This is a genomic window from Martelella limonii, from assembly GCF_013344475.1.
GTDB classification, from domain to species: domain Bacteria; phylum Pseudomonadota; class Alphaproteobacteria; order Rhizobiales; family Rhizobiaceae; genus Martelella; species Martelella limonii.
Genome location: NZ_JABUOU010000002.1, coordinates 393,856 through 411,101 on the forward strand (window position 1 = coordinate 393,856; position 17,246 = coordinate 411,101).

A 17,246-nucleotide genomic window follows, 5' to 3' on the forward strand; every position below is an offset into this window, starting at 1 on the left:
TTTTATTGCACCGCGCAGCCGGTGTCCTTGCCCAGATTGCAGATGGCCTTCAGAGCCTCGGTCCGCTCCGGCGACCAGTCCTCCGGTGGCGATACCGCCACCCAGGCGTCGATATAGTCGCGGGCAAGATAGTTGTGCCCGAAACCACCCGGCAATGCCTTGGAAAGCGCCATGTCGAGTGCAAGCTGGAACTGCGTGACGACGGGGACGAACTTCAGATAGGGTGAGACGTCGGGCGCGGGCGGCTCGCGCATCCACTCCGGTTCGCGAAAGCTTGAATTCGGCTCGAAAAACACAATCGGATCAGATGCATATTGCAGAAAGTTGATCCTGATCCTGCCCCAGTCATCGCCCTCCTGCTCCGGCGTCCTGAACTGGGAGGAGAACCGTACGACGGCGTTGTCGTCGATCTCCGGCAGCACGTAGGGCGTACCGGCATTGCGGGCCGCAACCGTGTGGCGCCAGAGATAGGAGGGGAAGGGCGGACCGGCCCAGAGCGCGCCGGCGACGGGCACGTCCAGCATCTGGAAGACGTTGAAGGAATACATCGACGACCAGGCGCCAAGGCTGATCCCATGCATGTAGAGTTCCGGCCTGCTGTCTTCCGGCAGGGTGCGCCAGTAGCGGTAGAATTCCTCGGTGGTGGCCGTGGCCTGCTCCAGACCCGTATCGGTTTCGAAGATCAGCGCCAGCGGCGATTGCAGGAAGGAGTACTGCACCGCGACCGTCGCGACGTCGCCATTGTGCATGTATTCGAACGTATCATGCGCGCCCGGATCGAGCCAGCCCGTGCCCGTCGGGCTTGCGATCATCAGATAGCGCCGGTCGAAGGCGCCGAGGCGTATCATCTCCTCGAGTGCGATCTTTGCGCGCTCATGCGGGTCGTCGGCCTGGGACCTGCCGACATAGACCCTGATCGGGCGTTCGGCCTCCCGTCCGGTAAAGGTGCCAATATCTTCGGCCGAGGCGGCGCTGGTCACGAAGTTGCGGCCAGGCTGGCCCATCGCCTCCCAGCTGGCGAGCGAACCGGGACCGCCGGCAATCTGAGGATCGGTGGGGGCGGGCGGAGCCGTTTCGAACAGGTCCTGCGCTGTTTCATAACTCTGGTCGAGGAAATCGAAGATCGCCGGCACCACCCAGTCGCGGCTCGCAACGATGATGGCGAGGAGCACGGCGACAATACCGAGAAGGTTGGCCGCCCGCGGCGACATCACCCGGTAGAGCCAGAACCGGACGAGATCGAAAGCCTTCTGGAACGCCGCGCCGATCAGAAACAGGATGAAGAAGACGGCAATTCCGATCGCGACGATGCCGAGCACCGTGCCGCCTTCGAGCAGTTCCATATCCACCCGCGAGCGCACCGAATTCTGCCAAGCGGTGAACATCGAAAGGCAGAAGATCACGAGTGCAAGCGCCATGACCACCAGCACAGCCTGGACCCCGATGCGCAGGCGCCCGCGCGGTTCGGGGAATTGCAGGCTCTTCCAGAGCGTCACGAAAAACCGGCCGATCATGTAGCCGAGCGCCATCACAAGCCCCGCCAGCACGCCCTGCAACGGCCAGGCGCGCGGGATCAGGGAAGGGGTGAGCGAAGCGGCGAAGAACGCCAATCCGAGCGCGAGGGCGAAAAAGCTGATATCAAACCAGCGCGCGGTTCCTGGCGTTTGCGTCTGCATTGCGGGCGACCCGTTCTTAATTGTTGTGCTCGACGAGCGTTTCGATCTGACGCTTGAAGGCGTCCTGTTCCTTGTCAACGCTTGCGAGAATGGCTTCGATGTTGAAGAAATCCAGCGGTTTATATCGACCTACATCAGGCGTTACCAAAAGATCAGGCGCTGCATTCTTCAGCTTTTCCACAACGATCGAATGTTCGGTGATCGAAAACGAGCCGGCCCAGGTCTCAAGCGAGCCCGGAATCGCGCCATCGTCCTCGATCGTGGAGCCGGTGACATCGATGCCGATGGTGAAATAGCGGTCGGCATCCAGAATGTCGAAGGGCGTAGGATTGACGAAGCCGCCGTCGATCAGAACCCTGCCATCCCGGCTGACGGGCGTCAGCAGCACCGGCAGGGCGGAAGAGGCGGCGATGGCGGAGAGCAGCGGGCCGTCGCGCATCACATGTTCGCTCTGCTGGTAGAAATCGGTCGCCACGATTGCAAACGGAATGCCGAGCTTGTCGAACGTCTCCGGCAATTCCTCCGGCATAAGCGCCTTGAACAGCACTTCAGGCTCGATCACGGCCGGGCGCATCAGGTTCAGCAGCGATCCCCAGGTGTCGCCGGTGTCGACCAGAAGGCGCTTGATCAGGGAGCGTCGATGGGTGAGGAGGTCGATGGCATATTCGCGGATCTCGGTGCCGCTCATGCCGCCTGCATACAGCCCGCCAATGATGGATCCCATCGAGGTGCCGGACATCTGCTTCGGACGAATGCCAAGGGAGTCGAGGCTCTGCAAATAGGGAATATGGGCATAGGCCTTGGCCGCTCCGCCGCCAAGCGCAAGGGCGAACTCGCCTGTTCCTTGCGGCCGGTCGATCCTCGTTTGCGGGTTGCTTTCCAGCGCTACACTCGGCATCTTGGAGGTCACGGTTCCGGGTCGGCTCTGCGCTTTGGCAAGCCCCGTGGCGCTTGCCAGGCCGATTGCCGAGGCGATCATGAAGTTGCGGCGCGAAGTCATTGTTTCTCCGAGTTTTTTCTTTTCGGGCACCATGACTATAATGAGCCGCAGAGGCCCCGGCAAGCGCGGCCTCCCTCCCATTTCGGCCAGTTTGCGAGAAAGTGCTTTAAGTATCTTGCGCGATACTTTTAAAGTGGCCTTTATCTAATTGTTTGTTAACCATAAAATTCACATCAAGAAGGGGCGCAGACTGCGCCCCTTTCCGTTTCCGGTCAGTGTTTGAGGACTGTCCCCTCTCCCGGCAGGGCTTCGATGGTGAAGGCCAGGAACTGGGTCTTCTGGTCGGAATTGAAATTGTTGTCCGAAGCAAGCACCAGCATCGGTGAACCATCCTCCGCCTTGCCGAGCGTCATAGCCTCGATATTGTCGGGCGCGATCCCGATGGCGCCGAGATCGAGGATCATCGATTTGGCGACGGGGACCACCGGCTGGTCGGTTTCAGAAAGCGAAGGGATGTTGTGTACATCTGTCGCGCCGTCGAGATCGACCATGAAGATGCGGATCGTGAAGCCGCGATTTTCGGCAAAGCTGCGCTCTGCGGCCAGCAGGTGGGTATCATCAAGGGCCAGCATGTCGGAGAGGCCATTGTCGTTCCATTCGCCGCCATTGACCGGGGCGTGGGGAATCGGGTCGATCATGTAGACATATTGCGCCACTGGCTGGCCGCTCGCAGCGTCATAGCGCACCAAGCGAGTGGGGCTTGCTGTTGTGAGCGACGAGGCGGGGCCGTCCTGATAGAGCGCTGCCTCGTTGGCGACGATGATGTCGCCTGAGGGAAGGAGTGCGATGCTCTCGAAGGCATTGTTGTTGCGAATGCCCGTTGTTTGGTTTGCGCTCGGCGCGAAGCCCTCCGGGAGGCTGAATTCCCGCTCGAACGCACCATCATGCGAGGCGATCCGGATGAAGGGCGGGATCATGGCCTTGCCGTCACCCTCGCTTGCCCAGACCAGCCTGTCGCCGAGAATGCGGATCTGTTCGGGATCGACGGATTTTTCCGCAAATGCCGTTCCATCCTGATCCTGCAACGTCACGGTGTCGAGCACCGCGACATCGGCGATGCCATCCTGAGACGCGGTGATCGCGAGCGCGTAAAAGCGCGCCGGGGCCTTCTGCGAGCGGTCGTCGGAGATAGCGATGTACCGGCCGGTTCGCGCGTCGTAGTCGATCCCGGAAATGCCGCCGAATTCGACGCCGTCGATCATCGTTCCGGTGTCGATGGAATATTCGCCCGCAAAGGTCAGGCGAACGGGGCTGTCGCAATCATTGATCGGGCAATCGACAGCGATCATCCGGCCGCCGTCGGCCGCATTGGCGAAGGCGGCGAGCGCGAGGAAGAGCGCAGTGGTGGAGAGCAGGGATTTCATGGCAGCACCTCGTTTCAGACGGCGGATTTGACCGTCATCGAGCTACTGCCACGAGGGCTTATCAGGCGTGTGACATCCCGCGCCAGTTGGCGGACCGCCGTCAGATATCCAGATTTTCCGCAAAGGCTGCGTTTTCCTGGATGAAGCGGAAGCGCGCTTCCGGCTTGGTGCCCATCAGGTCTTCCACGGCCGCCTTGGTGCCCTCGAAATCGATCTCGTCGATATCGACGCGCAGCATCGTCCGCTTCTTCGGGTCCATGGTGGTTTCCTTGAGCTGGCTAGGCAGCATCTCGCCAAGACCCTTGAACCGGCTGATCTCGACCTTGCCGCGACCCGTGAACATCGTCTGCATCAGCTCCTCGCGGTGGCGGTCGTCGCGGGCATAGGCGGTCTTGCCGCCCTGGGTGAGCTTGTAGAGCGGCGGCACGGCGAGGAAGAGATGGCCCTGGCGGATCAGTTCCGGCATCTCGCTGTAGAAGAAGGTGATCAGCAGCGAGGCGATATGGGCGCCATCGACGTCCGCATCGGTCATGATCACGATGCGCTCGTAGCGCAGGTCTTCCTCGCGATATTTGGAGCGCGTGCCGCAGCCGAGCGCCTGGATCAGGTCGGCCAGAAGCTGGTTGGATGTGAACTTGTCGCGGCCTGCACTCGCAACGTTCAGGATCTTGCCGCGCAAGGGCAGGATGGCCTGATTGGCACGGTTGCGCGCCTGCTTGGCGGAGCCGCCGGCCGAATCGCCCTCGACCAGAAACAGTTCCGCGCCTGCCGCCGTGTTCTGCGAACAGTCGGCAAGCTTGCCGGGCAAGCGCAGCTTCTTGACGGCGGTCTTGCGGTTGACCTCGCGCTCCTTGCGCCGGCGCAGCCGCTCTTCGGAGCGTTCGATGACCCAGTCCAGCAGCTTTTCCGCTTCCGCGGGATTTGCCGATAAGTAGAGGTCGAAGGGATCGCGCAGCGCGTTCTCGACGATCCGCTGGGCCTCGCCGGTTGCAAGCCTGTCCTTGGTCTGGCCGACGAATTCCGGCTCGCGGATGAATACGGAGAGCATGCCCACAGCTGAAATCATCACGTCATCCGTGGTGATCTGGGCGCCGCGCTTGTTGCTGATCATCTCGGCATAGTTCTTGAGGCCGCGCATCAGCGCCTGGCGCAGGCCCGCCTCATGGGTGCCGCCCTCCGGCGTGGGAATGGTGTTGCAATAGGAATGGACGTTCGGATCGCCGCCATACCAGGCCACGGCCCATTCGACGGCACCATGCCCGCCGGTCTTTTCGGTCTTCCCTGCGAAGATTTCGCGGGTGACGGTGAAGTCCTTGCCGATGGTTGCGGCGAGATAATCCTTCAGCCCGCCCGGAAAATGGAACTCGGCCTTTTCCGGCAGGTCTTCCTTGCCCTCGACAAGCGAAGGATCGCAGGACCAGCGGATCTTCACGCCGCCAAAGAGATAGGCCTTGGAGCGCGCCATGCGGAACAGCCGGGCCGGATCGAATTTCGCGCGCGGCCCGAAGATTTCGGCATCGGGATGGAACCGGATCCGGGTGCCGCGCCGGTTCTGGATCGGTCCGCAATCCTCAAGCCCGCCCTGGGGCACGCCGCGTGAAAAGCGCTGGCGGTAGAGCCTCCGGTCGCGCGCGACCTCGACTTCGAGAAGGTCGGACAGTGCGTTGACCACCGACACGCCGACGCCGTGCAGGCCGCCGGAGGTCTCGTAGGCCTTGCCATCAAACTTGCCGCCGGCATGGAGCTTGGTCATGATCACTTCGAGCGTCGACTTGCCCGGCACCTGCGGATGGTTTTCGACCGGAATGCCGCGGCCGTTGTCGGTCACGGTCAGGAAGCCATCGGTATCGAGGTGGACGTCGATGAAATCCGCATGGCCGGCCACCGCCTCGTCCATGGAGTTGTCGATGACTTCGGCAAAGAGATGGTGAAGCGCCTTGTCGTCGGTGCCGCCGATATACATGCCCGGCCGCATCCGCACGGGCTCTAGGCCTTCCAGCACACGGATCGAGGAGGCGCCATAGCCGCTGTTGTCGATGGATTTCGAGGCAGGCGTTTCCAGCGGCTGCGAGCGTTGGGCAGCAGGTGTCGCTGGCGCGGATGGTTCCGGCGCTGCGGGCTTGCTGCCGCCGATATCGGCGAAGAGGTCTTTGCTGTTGTCCATCGTGTCTGGCAGCCTGTTGAGGTCGGTTGCGGCCACTGCTGGCGCGGTCTGGGCGAATCACCCCGTCATTCTGGCAAAGTTTTGATCGGGAAGCGATGCTGCGCCCATTTGTCGCCGGCAGGGTGTGGATAGCCTGTTTGCGCTTATAAAGCCGCGATTGGGCCCTGAGTCAAACAGCGCGCAGCGAAACTTCCTTTGACGATGGCGTTGAAAGGTAAGAAAACGGTAGACCATGCCGGATCGCCCGGCCACAAAGCGTTCTGAAATCATTTGAAACGGGAGAGACATGACAATGACTGCCGCAATACGCCCGATGGTTGCCGGAAACTGGAAAATGAACGGCACCCGCGCCTCGCTCGATCAGATCCGGGCCATTTCCGAAGGGGTCAGCGGCGCATTGTCCGAGAAGCTCGACGCGCTGATCTGCCCGCCCGCAACGCTCATCTATGTCGCAACCACGCTGACCGTCGATACCAAGCTTCTGATCGGCGCGCAGGACTGCCATGAGAAGGCGCGTTCGGGCGCCCATACCGGCGACATCTCCGCCGAGATGATTGCCGACTGCTTTGCGAGCCACGTCATCGTCGGCCATTCCGAGCGCCGCGCCGAGCATCATGAAAGCAACCACACCGTTTCCAAAAAGGCGCGGGCTGCCTATGATCAGGGCCTGACCGCGATCATATGCATTGGCGAAACGCGCGAAGAACATGCGGCCGGGCGCACCATGGACGTGATGAAGACCCAGCTTGTCGAGTCGCTGCCCGATGATGCGACTCCGGAGAATACGGTGATCGCCTACGAACCGATCTGGGCGATCGGAACCGGCCAGACGCCGGGTCCGGAACAGGTCGAGGACGTCCATGCCGCCATCCGCGCGGACCTCGTCGAGCGCTTCGGCGCGGCAGGCGAGGGTTTCCGACTGCTTTACGGCGGCTCGGTGAAGCCTGCGAATGCGCGTGAACTGCTGAGCGTTGCCAATGTCAACGGCGCGCTGATCGGGGGCGCCAGCTTGAAAGCGGACGATTTTCTCGCCATCTACCGGGCCTATGAGGATATCCTGACCTCCTGATCTTTATGCCGGAGTTCGGATCTCGGCCAAAACGGCCAGAAAAAGGGGTTGGATTGCGCGTCCGCCTCATGTAGAGAGACGCCAGTTATTCTAGCGGGCCCGGACCTTGATGGCGGGGCCGGATTGGACATTCATGCAGACGGTACTGATCGTAATTCACCTGATAATCGTCGTTGCGCTGGCTGGTGTGATCCTCATCCAGAGGTCTGAAGGCGGCGGGCTCGGCATCGGCGGTGGTTCCGGTTTCATGACCGCGCGCGGCACGGCCAATGCGCTGACGCGTACCACGGCCATTCTTGCAACGTTGTTTTTCGTGACCTCGCTCGCGCTCGGCATTCTTGCCCGTTACCAGGGCAACCCCTCCGATATTCTGGACCGGATCGAGCAGAACGCCGAAACCGATGGCCAGGGGATTCTGGACCAGCTTGGCGGCTCGATCTCGACCACGAGCCCGGCAACGTCCGAAACGGGCGGCGTTCCGACGGACGGCGACGCGTCGGCTCCGGCCGTCAGCACGCCGGCAGAGAACTCGAACGCCACCGGCGTTCCGACCGGCAACTGAGCGCCGAAACAGAACTGACATCATCCGGCGGTTTTCCGCCGGATTTTCTTTGTAGCCGCTCGTCCCGCGCAAGCGCGGACGAAGCGGTATTGTTTTGACAATTGACCGGCTCCGGGCGCTTTTTTGAAATAGGCTCTGGCAGAATCGGTCCGGAAACGGTATCGGAATAAGCCCATGGCGCGATATATATTCATCACAGGCGGCGTGGTTTCCTCACTTGGAAAAGGCATTGCCGCAGCAGCTCTCGGTGCATTGCTGCAGTCACGGGGCTACAGGGTCCGTCTTCGGAAACTCGACCCCTATCTCAACGTCGATCCGGGCACGATGAGCCCGACCCAGCATGGCGAAGTGTTCGTCACCGACGACGGGGCGGAAACCGACCTCGATCTCGGTCACTACGAGCGCTTCACGGGCCGCTCGGCCACCAGGACCGACAACATCACCACCGGCCGGATCTACAAGAACATTCTCGACAAGGAACGCCGCGGCGACTATCTCGGCGCGACCGTCCAGGTCATCCCGCATGTGACCAACGAGATCAAGGATTTCGTGCTTGAGGGCAATGACGATTTCGATTTCGTGCTCTGCGAGATCGGCGGCACGGTGGGCGATATCGAGGCTATGCCGTTCATGGAGGCGATCCGCCAGCTCGGCAATGATCTGCCGCGCGGCAATGCCGTCTATGTCCATCTGACGCTGATGCCCTACATTCCGGCGGCCGGCGAGCTGAAGACCAAGCCGACCCAGCATTCGGTGAAGGAACTGCAGGCCCTCGGCATCCACCCCGATATCCTCCTGGTCCGCGCCGATCGCGAGATCCCGGAAGCCGAGCGCCGCAAGCTCTCGCTGTTCTGCAATGTGCGCTCGTCCGCCGTCATCCAGGCACTCGATGTCGCCAATATCTACGATGTGCCGCTCGCCTATCACCGAGAGGGTCTTGACGACGAAGTTCTGAATGCCTTCGGAATAGACCCGGCTCCGGTCCCGCGCATGGATGCGTGGAAAGAAGTCGGGGAGCGTATCCGCACGCCGGAAGGCGAGGTCACGATCGCGATCGTCGGCAAGTATACCGGGCTCAAGGATGCCTACAAATCCCTGATCGAGGCGCTTCACCATGGCGGCATCGCCAACCGGGTGAAGGTCAATCTCGAATGGATCGAATCCGAGATCTTCGAGAAGGAAGACCCGTCGCCCTATCTGGAAAAGGTTCACGGCATTCTGGTGCCGGGCGGCTTCGGCGAGCGCGGTTCGGAAGGCAAGATCCAGGCGGCCCGGTTTGCGCGTATGCACAAGGTGCCCTATTTCGGCATCTGCTTCGGCATGCAGATGGCGGTGATCGAAGCCGCGCGCAATCTTGCCGGTATCAAGGATGCTTCCTCGACCGAATTTGACCGCAACGCCCCGGAGCCGGTCGTCGGTCTGATGACCGAATGGGTGAAGGGCAATACGCTCGAGAAGCGTTCCGACAGCGACGATCTGGGCGGTACGATGCGCCTTGGCGCCTACAAGGCGCGGCTCGGCGAAGATACCAAGATCGCCGAGATCTACGGTTCGAACGAGATTTCCGAGCGTCACCGTCACCGCTACGAGGTGAATTTCGGATATCGCGACAAGCTCGAAGCCTGCGGCCTGGTGTTCTCAGGAACGTCGCCGGACGGCGTTCTGCCGGAAACGATCGAATATGCCGACCATCCCTGGTTCATCGGCGTCCAGTATCATCCGGAGCTGAAGAGCCGCCCGCTGGAGCCGCATCCGCTGTTTGCAAGCTTCATCGAGGCTGCTCTGGAACAGAGCCGTCTGGTATAAGATCCGGGGCGGCATCGCGCTTGTTGAACACGCGATGCCGCCCTTTCTCATGGTGTGATGGCAAGTTCGCCTATGGCGAGTTCGCTGACGTGAGATGGTCCTGACTCACTGCAACATGCTCTCGACGAGCGCGGCCCGCACAGCACTCTTCCATCAAGCCGCTTCCATCTGACGGCGCAGCACGGTTTCGAAGGCGTCGGCCGCCATCGGACGGTTCAGCCAGTATCCCTGGAGCACGTCGCAGCCAAGTTCGGTGACGATTTCGGCATGGCGTTTCGTTTCTACGCCTTCGGCGATGACCTTGATTTTCAACGTCTTTGCAATATCGACAATTGATTTCACAATGGCACGCTGGTGCGGCGAGCGGGTGAGCGGCATGATCAGTTCCCGGGCAATCTTCAGGCTGTTGGGCGCGACCTTGAGCAAGCCCGTGATCGACGTGTAGCCCGTCCCGAAATCGTCGACATCGATGCCGATGCCCAGCCGTCTCAACTGCTTCAGATTGTATGCGCTGATATCGTCAGGCTCATCAAGGAATATCGATTCCAGCAATTCAAAGGTCAGCTTTCCGGTTGGCAGATCGAACGTCTCCAGCGTTGAAACCAGTGCGGGATCGCTGAGGCGGCGCGGCGACAGGTTGAGCGACATGCGCGGGGGGTCGAGGCCGAGCTCGCTCCAGCGCCGGAAATCGCCTACAGCCTGCCCCATGATGCTGGTGTCGATCATGTTCATCAGGTTCAGCGTTTCGGCCAGCGAGAGAAACTCTGCCGGCGGTCCGAAGCTGCCATCGGCGTGGCGCCAGCGCGCGAGCGTTTCCACGCCTGCGAGTTTCAGCGTCCGCGCATCATATTGCGGCTGGTAGAAGGGGATGAAATCATTGTCTTCCACAGCCTGCATCAGGCGGTCCGTCGGCGTGCGGTTGACGGCGACGGCGAATTTCAGATCGGGCGTGTAATAGGCGATGCGGTTGCGGCCCATCTGCTTGGCGCGCTTGATGGCGAGGTCGCTGTTTTTCAGCATCGTGCCCGCCGACAGATCATCGCCGCAGTCATCTGCCGTCACGATACCGATACAGGCGCCCACCCGGATACGTTCGCCCGCGAACTCGATCGGTTTCGACATTTCCAGGAGCAGGCGTCGCGCCACCTGCTCGACGCCGCCTGCACCGTTACCGAGGTTGATGAGCAGGCCGAATTCGTCGCCACCCATGCGCGCGACGAAGTCGTTGTGGCGGCTGGCGCTGAGAAGCACCTTGGCGGCGTGACGCAGCACCGCATCGCCTGCGCCATGCCCATAGGTGTCGTTGACCGCCTTGAAATCATCGATGTCGATCTGGACGAGAGCGAGTTTGCTGTTCGACGAGGCGATCATATCGACACGGCGGCTGAGTTCGTCGTCGAGAAAGCGGCGATTGGGCAGGGCCGTCAGATAGTCGTGGAGCGCGGCCTGTTCGATGTCCGACTTGGCGCGGTCGAGTTCGAAATTTCGCGCCTCCGCGAGCTGCTTGGCGGTCGTCAGGTCCTGGCGCAGACGCACCTCGTCGGTGACGTCCCAGTTGATGCAGAGGATGTAGTTCTGGCCCTCTTCGTCGATCCGCTTGGTGATCAGGCAGCGGATATGGCGAACGACGCCGTCGCTTTCGCGAATGATCGTGAACTCATCGGAGAGCGGCTCGTCCTCGGGCGCGAGTGAGAGTGAATTTGTCCGAATGCGCTCTGCGTCGTCGGCGTCCACCAGACTGCTGAGGCGTTCGACATCGAAGACTGACGGCTGGTCGTCCAGTCCGTAGATTTCCCCGATGCGGGCGTCGGCGTGGACGATGCCGCTCGTCTGGTTGAACTCGAATACGCCGATGCGGGACGTGCTCAGCGCCAGCTCCAGACGCTGGCGGGTGCGCGCAAGCAGGAGCTCATCATTCTTGCGGTCGGTGATATCGCGGTCGGTGCCGACGATTCGCGCCGGAGTGTGATCTGGCAGATAGGCAACCGCATCACCGCGGCATTCGATCCATATCCAGTGGCCATCCGCATGGCGCTCGCGATACTCGAAATTCATGTATTGCGGATCACCGGTTTTCTGATGCGCGATCGCCTTGGCCACGAAGGCGCGGTCGTCGGGATGGACGGATTCCAACCATTCCTCTGTGGAGGAGAAGGGGGGAGGGCCGCCGCTGGGGAAACCGCGCATGCTGAGCCATGTCTGCGAGTAGAAGAACTGGCTGTTGCGGTAGTCGTGGTCCCACACGCCTAGTCCTGAACTCACAAGGGCAAAATCCCAGCGGCGCCCGCGCTCGTTGGCCTCGATTTCCCTGACCTTCGAGCCATCGATATTGGCACAACTCAGCAGCCCGCGCCGTTTGTCATGTTCGGATGGCAGTGAAGATAGGCTGCAAAGCATCCAGCGCCAGGGGCCGCCCGGGCGCTGGCCGAACCTGATCTCACGCGCACTGGATTTCCCATGGTCCGGGTCAGGCGACAGCAGCGCATGAAGCAAGGGACGGTCATCATCATGCACCCAATCGGTGATGTTCGCGCCGATCAAATACCTGCCGGGGGCTATCGCCTGGAAGCTATTGTTGATGCCGAGGATGGAACAGCTCTGAAGATCAAGCGCAACCATCGCGACGGCCGAATTCTCGATCGCCGCCGATGCGATTGCACCAGAACTCCAGAAACACTTATCGTCCTCCGCCAACTTCTGTCCCCTTGCTGAAGGGCGTACCTCGCCGGTGCAGGCTAGCGATTCCTATTCGAATGCCACACAAGGCCGGCCCGCGCTCCCGAATGCTGCCATTCTTGCCGATCGGGATTCCAAAGTCATCATAGACCAACAGAGAAAGTGTGCCCGTTGACCGATGAAAGTCAATTGGGTTTTGAAAGGGATAAGGAAATCGGCGGGTTAATGCCAAAATTAGGCCATGCTTTGGTAAGTAAAGGTCTAATTTCCCAACCTGTCATTTTCAGAGACGAGAAAGGAACCGGCCGAACATCAGCGTGCCCTCCGGCCATGGCCCGAACCCGTCTTCCTCGTTGATGTGGCCGACTTCTCCTGCATCGAAGAAGGCAGAGCCCCAGGCATTGGCGATATCGCCGGCGTGTTCGAACGAACCGAAGGAATCGTTGCGGCTCGCAATCACGATGCTCGGAAACGGCAGGGGATCACGCGGGTAGGGACCGAAGGTCTGAAGGTGCTTCGGGCGGATTTTCGGGTTGTCGACTTCCGGCGGCGCCACGAAGAAAGCGCCCGCGACCGGCTTTTCGAACATTGGAAGAGCATGGATCGCGGTCGGAATGCCGAGCGAGTGGGCAACGAGCACAACGGGCTTCTCGGAGGCGTTGACCGCCTCCGCGAGGGTTGCCACCCAGTCTTCCTTCACCGGCTTCGTCCATTCGGCCTGTTCGACGCGGCGGGCGGTCGAGAGCTTCTGCTCCCAACGGCTTTGCCAATGACCGGGCCCGGCATTCTTGTAGCCGGGGATCAGGATGATGTCTGCTTCTGAGGCTTTCATGCGCGAAGGGCCGTCTTGGTTTCTGGTCAGCTGCTGAGCGGGGCGTTACGCTTCGCCGAACACGCGCTTGAAGATCGTATCGGCATGCTTGGTGTGGTAGCCGAGATCGAACTTTTCGCGGATCACCTCTTCCGGGAGGGCGGCGCGCACTTCTTCATCGGCGAGCAGCTCCTCAAGGAAATCCTTGCCTTCTTCCCAGACGCGCATCGCATTGCGCTGGACCAGACGATAGGCGTCCTCGCGCGATACACCCGCCTGGGTGAGGGCGAGAAGCACGCGCTGGGAATGGACGAGACCCCTGAACTTGTTGAGATTGTTCATCATCGTATCGGGGTAGATGAGCAGCTTGTCGATCACGCCGGTCAGTCGCGCCAGCGCGAAATCGAGCGTCACTGTCGCATCCGGGCCGATCATGCGCTCGACCGAGGAGTGGGAAATGTCGCGCTCATGCCAGAGCGCCACGTTTTCCATGGCCGGCATCGCGAAGGAGCGCACCATGCGGGCAAGCCCTGTGAGGTTTTCGGTCAGAACCGGATTGCGCTTGTGCGGCATCGCCGAAGAGCCCTTCTGGCCCGGCGAGAAATATTCCTCTGCCTCGAGCACTTCTGTGCGCTGCAGGTGGCGGATTTCGGTGGCAAGCCGCTCGACCGAAGAGGCAATGACACCGAGCGTGGCAAAATACATTGCATGGCGGTCGCGCGGGATCACCTGGGTCGAAACCGGCTCGGCCTTCAGTCCCAAGGCTTCTGCGACATGTTCTTCCACGCGCGGATCAATATTGGCGAAGGTGCCGACAGCGCCGGAGATCGCGCAGGTGGCGATTTCCTCGCGCGCAGCGACCATCCGGTCACGGCAGCGGGAGAATTCCGCATAGGCCTGGGCAAGCTTGACGCCGAAGGTTGTCGGCTCGGCATGGATACCATGCGAACGGCCGATCGTGATCGTGTCCTTGTGCTCGAAGGCGCGGCGCTTCAGCGCTTCCAGCAGCTTGTCGAGATCGGCAAGCAGGAGGTCGGATGCGCGCACCAGCTGAACGTTGAAGCAGGTGTCGAGCACGTCGGAAGAGGTCATGCCCTGGTGCACGAAGCGGGCATCCGGGCCGACGATTTCGGCGAGGTGCGTCAGGAAGGCGATGACGTCGTGCTTGGTGACAGCCTCGATCTCGTCGATCCGGGCGACATCGAAGGTCGCGGCACTGCCCTTTTCCCAAATGGTCTTAGCAGCACTTTCCGGAATGACGCCGATTTCGGCGAGCGCGTTGCAGGCATGCGCCTCGATCTCAAACCAGATGCGGAATTTCGTTTCCGGCGACCAGATTTCCGTCATCTCGGGGCGGGAGTAACGCGGTATCATCGAGGCTTCGTCCTTCACGTTTTGATCTGGCACAGCGCATAGACCATTTCAGCCACAAATGAAATCTTTGCGCGGCCAAAATGCGTCTTCTAAGCAGTTTTCAGGGGCGGAAAGGCACTGCGATCCAGCGCGCGTTCGGTCCTTCGAAGCCTTGAGACAGCACGTGGACGAGCGCAACATGCACGCCGTCCGGCCCGCCGCCGGCATAGGTCATGACGCCGCCGAGGCGATAGTCGAGCGGACAGCTGCGGCTTTCGGGCAGGCGCTGATCCTCGTGGATCTCCTGCGCTGCTCCTTCCGGGCTGCGATAGGTGAGGCGAAAGCCCTTGGCGTCCGGCGTGATGTCGGCGCAGCGGGGGTTCGGCTTCAGCGGAAAGGTTTCGAGCGTGATCTCGCTGACGGGCGAGAGATTGGGATGCGCGCGATAGCGGATGCGGCCGTGATCGTCGTTTTCTTCGCTGACGGGATTGAAGGCGGCAAGCCAGCCCGGATGATCGAGCAGCTTGTAATCCTGGATCAGCTGCAGGGCCTCGCTGACGGCGATGGCCCGTGTCGCGGAGATGGATGCGCCATCCTCCTTGATCCGCGTGCGGAAGGGCGTGCCGTCCAGATAGGCGTCCTTTTCCGTGTCGATGAAGAAGATGTTGGAATAGGCGAAACCGGAGCCGTCCTCCTGGCCGAATTCCTCGAACGCGAAGACCTTGCCATCCTCGGAAAAGCCGAGCGGCGTGAAGGTTGCAAAATCGCCGGCGCTTGCAAAACTCGCGGTAAGCCCGGTGGCGAACGCTGCCCCGAGCAGACGGGTAAGCCTTGTCATGAGCGGCTCCTTGTTTCAGGCCGGAGCGCATCCGGCGGTTTGGCAACGCGTATGGCACGCGTTGCGCAATGATCCAGTTGGCGGGGCCCGGGGCGCAGGCTCACCGCCCTGCGGCGCGCAGTGCCTCCATCGGGACACGGTAATTGCCACCCTCGGCCTTCCCGAATATTGCCGATCCAGCGACCAGCACATTGGCACCGGCTTCGGTGACGGCGCCGACCGTGTCGGGCGCAATGCCACCATCGACCTGCAGCTCGATCGGCCGGTAGCCGATCAGCGCATCCACCTGCCGGATCTTGTCGAGCATGGCCGGAATGAAGGCCTGGCCGCCAAAGCCCGGATTGACGGTCATCACCAGGATGAGGTCCAGATCGTCGATCAGGTTTTCGATCATCGACACCGGCGTTGCCGGGTTCAGCGCCACACCCGCCTTCTTGCCGAGATTGCGGATCGTCTGCAGAGAGCGGTGCAGATGCGGACCTGCCTCCTGATGGACGGTGATCCGGTCCGATCCGGCCTTCGCGAAGGCCTCCAGATAGGGGTCTGCCGGTGCGATCATCAGGTGGCAGTCGAACACGGCGTCGGTATGGCGCCTCAGCTTTTCGATGATCGGCGGGCCGAAGGTGATGTTGGGCACGAAATGTCCGTCCATGACGTCGAGGTGTACCCAGTCGGCGCCATCATCGACGACGGCGCGCACTTCCTCGCCCAGCTTCGAGAAATCGGCAGAAAGAATGGAAGGGGCGATGCGCAAGGGGCGTTTCACAGGAATATCCTCGTTGGTCTTTTGTTTTTATCGATCCGAATCGAACACTGGCACGAATTGTTGACCCTGCCAGCGCATGAGAAAATACGGATTTTCGGCAAGTTCATGGCCTTCGGTGAAGGCAACGGGGCCCATGGGCGTGTCGAACGTCTGGGTCGCAAGCATGGCTGCAAGCCGCGCAGGGTCGCCACCCGCTGCGGCATAGGCGCCTTCCGCAACATCGACGGCGGCCGCGGCCGGCACGACATAGCCTTCCGGTATGATGTTGACGCTCTCGGCTTGCTCGACGAGCGCTGCCGATGGCGGAAGCTCGCCATATTCGACAAGCGCGATTGCGAGAACGCCGGGCTCCAGCGGCACGTCCGTCTGCTGGGCGCGCATTGCCTCAGTGCCGAGGAGGGTGAGATTCACGCCTGCCTGGCGGGCATCGCGGGCAAGGATGGCGACATCGCTGCGGGTGCCCCCGACGAGCACGTGGTTGGCGCCCGCCTGCGCAAGCCTGCGCACCAGCGACAATTGTTGCTCCTGCGCCGGGCGGAACGTGTCCGTCAGAACCGGTTTCAGCCCGCGCTCTTCCAGCGCATTGCGGACGGAATTGATCATCTCCCGGAAATAGATCGTGCCGTCATCGAGAAGCGCCACGGGCTTGTCGCTCCATTCGCCCATGATGAATTTCACGATCGCGTCGATCTCGTCCTGATCATTCGGCGCCAGCCGGAACAGCGGCCAGCCGTTTTCGAGCGCGGTCGCCATCAGCGGCATGGAGCGGGCCGATAGCGTGATCGCCGGAATGCCGGCCTGTTTCAACGCCGGCATGGCGCCGCGGATTGTCTCGCTGCAGAAGAAACCGATCGCGATGTCGACGCCTTCAGCCGTCAGCGCGTCTGCGATCGCGGTCCCGCTGTCGTCCGTGCAGCTTTCATCCACCGTCGTCAGCACGATATCGTGATTGCGTGCGGCAAGGCCTGCGCCATCCAGCGTCTGCTGGCCGAGGATCGCGTAGTCGCCGGTCACAGGAGCAACAATGCCGATCTTCAGCGGATCGGCTGCAATAGCGGGCGAAAGGGCGAGGGCCGAGACGGCAACGCCAAGGAGACAGGCGTGAAAGGACTTCATGATCGCGCGTTCTCTTTCCGTGACAGGCACATTGCCCCTGTCATA

13 protein-coding genes are annotated in these 17,246 nt (G+C 61.4%); 3 read left to right on the top strand and 10 right to left on the bottom strand.

Annotated elements, in window-relative coordinates; all coding sequences use genetic code 11:
• Window positions 1-2: 2 nt before the first annotated feature.
• From HPQ62_RS07070 to parE, 4 genes are all read right to left on the bottom strand, one after another.
• Complete coding sequence (locus HPQ62_RS07070) at window positions 3-1,676, bottom strand: alpha/beta hydrolase (protein WP_174801810.1); 1,674 nt, start codon at window positions 1,674-1,676, stop codon at window positions 3-5.
• A 16-nt stretch (window positions 1,677-1,692) separates the two neighbouring features.
• The gene (locus HPQ62_RS07075) at window positions 1,693-2,676 is read right to left on the bottom strand and encodes a patatin-like phospholipase family protein (protein WP_174801811.1); all 984 of its coding nucleotides are present in this window, start codon (window positions 2,674-2,676) and stop codon (window positions 1,693-1,695) included.
• A 212-nt stretch (window positions 2,677-2,888) separates the two neighbouring features.
• Complete coding sequence (locus HPQ62_RS07080; RefSeq protein ID WP_174801812.1) at window positions 2,889-4,040, bottom strand: esterase-like activity of phytase family protein; 1,152 nt, start codon at window positions 4,038-4,040, stop codon at window positions 2,889-2,891.
• A gap of 100 nt (window positions 4,041-4,140) precedes the next feature.
• Entirely contained in the window at window positions 4,141-6,204 is a 2,064-nt protein-coding gene (gene parE / locus HPQ62_RS07085; RefSeq protein WP_174801813.1) for a DNA topoisomerase IV subunit B, read from the bottom strand.
• 292 nt (window positions 6,205-6,496) lie between these two features.
• Here parE and tpiA point away from each other — a divergent pair, with 292 nt between their 5' ends.
• The 3 genes from tpiA (at window position 6,497) to HPQ62_RS07100 (ending at window position 9,641) form a co-directional block, all read left to right on the top strand.
• Window positions 6,497-7,273 carry a triose-phosphate isomerase gene (tpiA, locus tag HPQ62_RS07090; RefSeq protein ID WP_174801814.1) on the top strand — a complete coding sequence of 259 codons (777 nt, stop codon included), beginning with the start codon at window positions 6,497-6,499 and terminating at the stop codon, window positions 7,271-7,273.
• Between the two features lie 133 nt (window positions 7,274-7,406).
• Entirely contained in the window at window positions 7,407-7,835 is a 429-nt protein-coding gene (secG, locus tag HPQ62_RS07095; protein WP_174801815.1) for a preprotein translocase subunit SecG, read from the top strand.
• Between the two features lie 174 nt (window positions 7,836-8,009).
• Window positions 8,010-9,641 carry a CTP synthase gene (locus HPQ62_RS07100; RefSeq protein WP_174801816.1) on the top strand — a complete coding sequence of 544 codons (1,632 nt, stop codon included), beginning with the start codon at window positions 8,010-8,012 and terminating at the stop codon, window positions 9,639-9,641.
• 153 nt (window positions 9,642-9,794) lie between these two features.
• Here the strand turns inward: HPQ62_RS07100 and HPQ62_RS07105 are convergent, their stop codons facing one another.
• The 6 genes from HPQ62_RS07105 to HPQ62_RS07130 all read right to left on the bottom strand — a co-directional run bounded on the left by HPQ62_RS07105 (window position 9,795) and on the right by HPQ62_RS07130 (window position 17,201).
• A complete protein-coding gene (locus tag HPQ62_RS07105; RefSeq protein ID WP_174801817.1) occupies window positions 9,795-12,335 on the bottom strand; it encodes a sensor domain-containing protein in 2,541 nt (846 codons plus the stop codon).
• A 265-nt stretch (window positions 12,336-12,600) separates the two neighbouring features.
• Window positions 12,601-13,149: an RBBP9/YdeN family alpha/beta hydrolase gene (locus HPQ62_RS07110; protein WP_174801818.1), complete on the bottom strand. Its 549-nt coding sequence runs from the start codon at window positions 13,147-13,149 to the stop codon at window positions 12,601-12,603.
• 45 nt (window positions 13,150-13,194) lie between these two features.
• The gene (gene purB / locus HPQ62_RS07115) at window positions 13,195-14,502 is read right to left on the bottom strand and encodes an adenylosuccinate lyase (protein ID WP_174801959.1); all 1,308 of its coding nucleotides are present in this window, start codon (window positions 14,500-14,502) and stop codon (window positions 13,195-13,197) included.
• A gap of 100 nt (window positions 14,503-14,602) precedes the next feature.
• On the bottom strand, window positions 14,603-15,319 hold the full coding sequence (locus HPQ62_RS07120) for a DUF2259 domain-containing protein (RefSeq protein WP_174801819.1): 717 nt from the start codon (window positions 15,317-15,319) through the stop codon (window positions 14,603-14,605).
• A gap of 100 nt (window positions 15,320-15,419) precedes the next feature.
• The gene (gene rpe, locus HPQ62_RS07125) at window positions 15,420-16,085 is read right to left on the bottom strand and encodes a ribulose-phosphate 3-epimerase (protein ID WP_174801820.1); all 666 of its coding nucleotides are present in this window, start codon (window positions 16,083-16,085) and stop codon (window positions 15,420-15,422) included.
• A 27-nt stretch (window positions 16,086-16,112) separates the two neighbouring features.
• Entirely contained in the window at window positions 16,113-17,201 is a 1,089-nt protein-coding gene (locus HPQ62_RS07130) for a branched-chain amino acid ABC transporter substrate-binding protein (RefSeq protein ID WP_174801821.1), read from the bottom strand.
• Between the last annotated feature and the right edge of the window lie 45 nt (window positions 17,202-17,246).

Coding starts and splice junctions, on each gene's coding strand:
- HPQ62_RS07070 (WP_174801810.1), bottom strand. CDS start 1,676: ATGCAGACGCAAACGCCAGGAACCGCGCGCTGGTTTGATATCAGCTTT.
- HPQ62_RS07075 (WP_174801811.1), bottom strand. CDS start 2,676: ATGACTTCGCGCCGCAACTTCATGATCGCCTCGGCAATCGGCCTGGCA.
- HPQ62_RS07080 (WP_174801812.1), bottom strand. CDS start 4,040: ATGAAATCCCTGCTCTCCACCACTGCGCTCTTCCTCGCGCTCGCCGCC.
- parE (WP_174801813.1), bottom strand. CDS start 6,204: ATGGACAACAGCAAAGACCTCTTCGCCGATATCGGCGGCAGCAAGCCC.
- tpiA (WP_174801814.1), top strand. CDS start 6,497: ATGACTGCCGCAATACGCCCGATGGTTGCCGGAAACTGGAAAATGAAC.
- secG (WP_174801815.1), top strand. CDS start 7,407: ATGCAGACGGTACTGATCGTAATTCACCTGATAATCGTCGTTGCGCTG.
- HPQ62_RS07100 (WP_174801816.1), top strand. CDS start 8,010: ATGGCGCGATATATATTCATCACAGGCGGCGTGGTTTCCTCACTTGGA.
- HPQ62_RS07110 (WP_174801818.1), bottom strand. CDS start 13,149: ATGAAAGCCTCAGAAGCAGACATCATCCTGATCCCCGGCTACAAGAAT.
- purB (WP_174801959.1), bottom strand. CDS start 14,502: ATGATACCGCGTTACTCCCGCCCCGAGATGACGGAAATCTGGTCGCCG.
- HPQ62_RS07120 (WP_174801819.1), bottom strand. CDS start 15,319: ATGACAAGGCTTACCCGTCTGCTCGGGGCAGCGTTCGCCACCGGGCTT.
- HPQ62_RS07130 (WP_174801821.1), bottom strand. CDS start 17,201: ATGAAGTCCTTTCACGCCTGTCTCCTTGGCGTTGCCGTCTCGGCCCTC.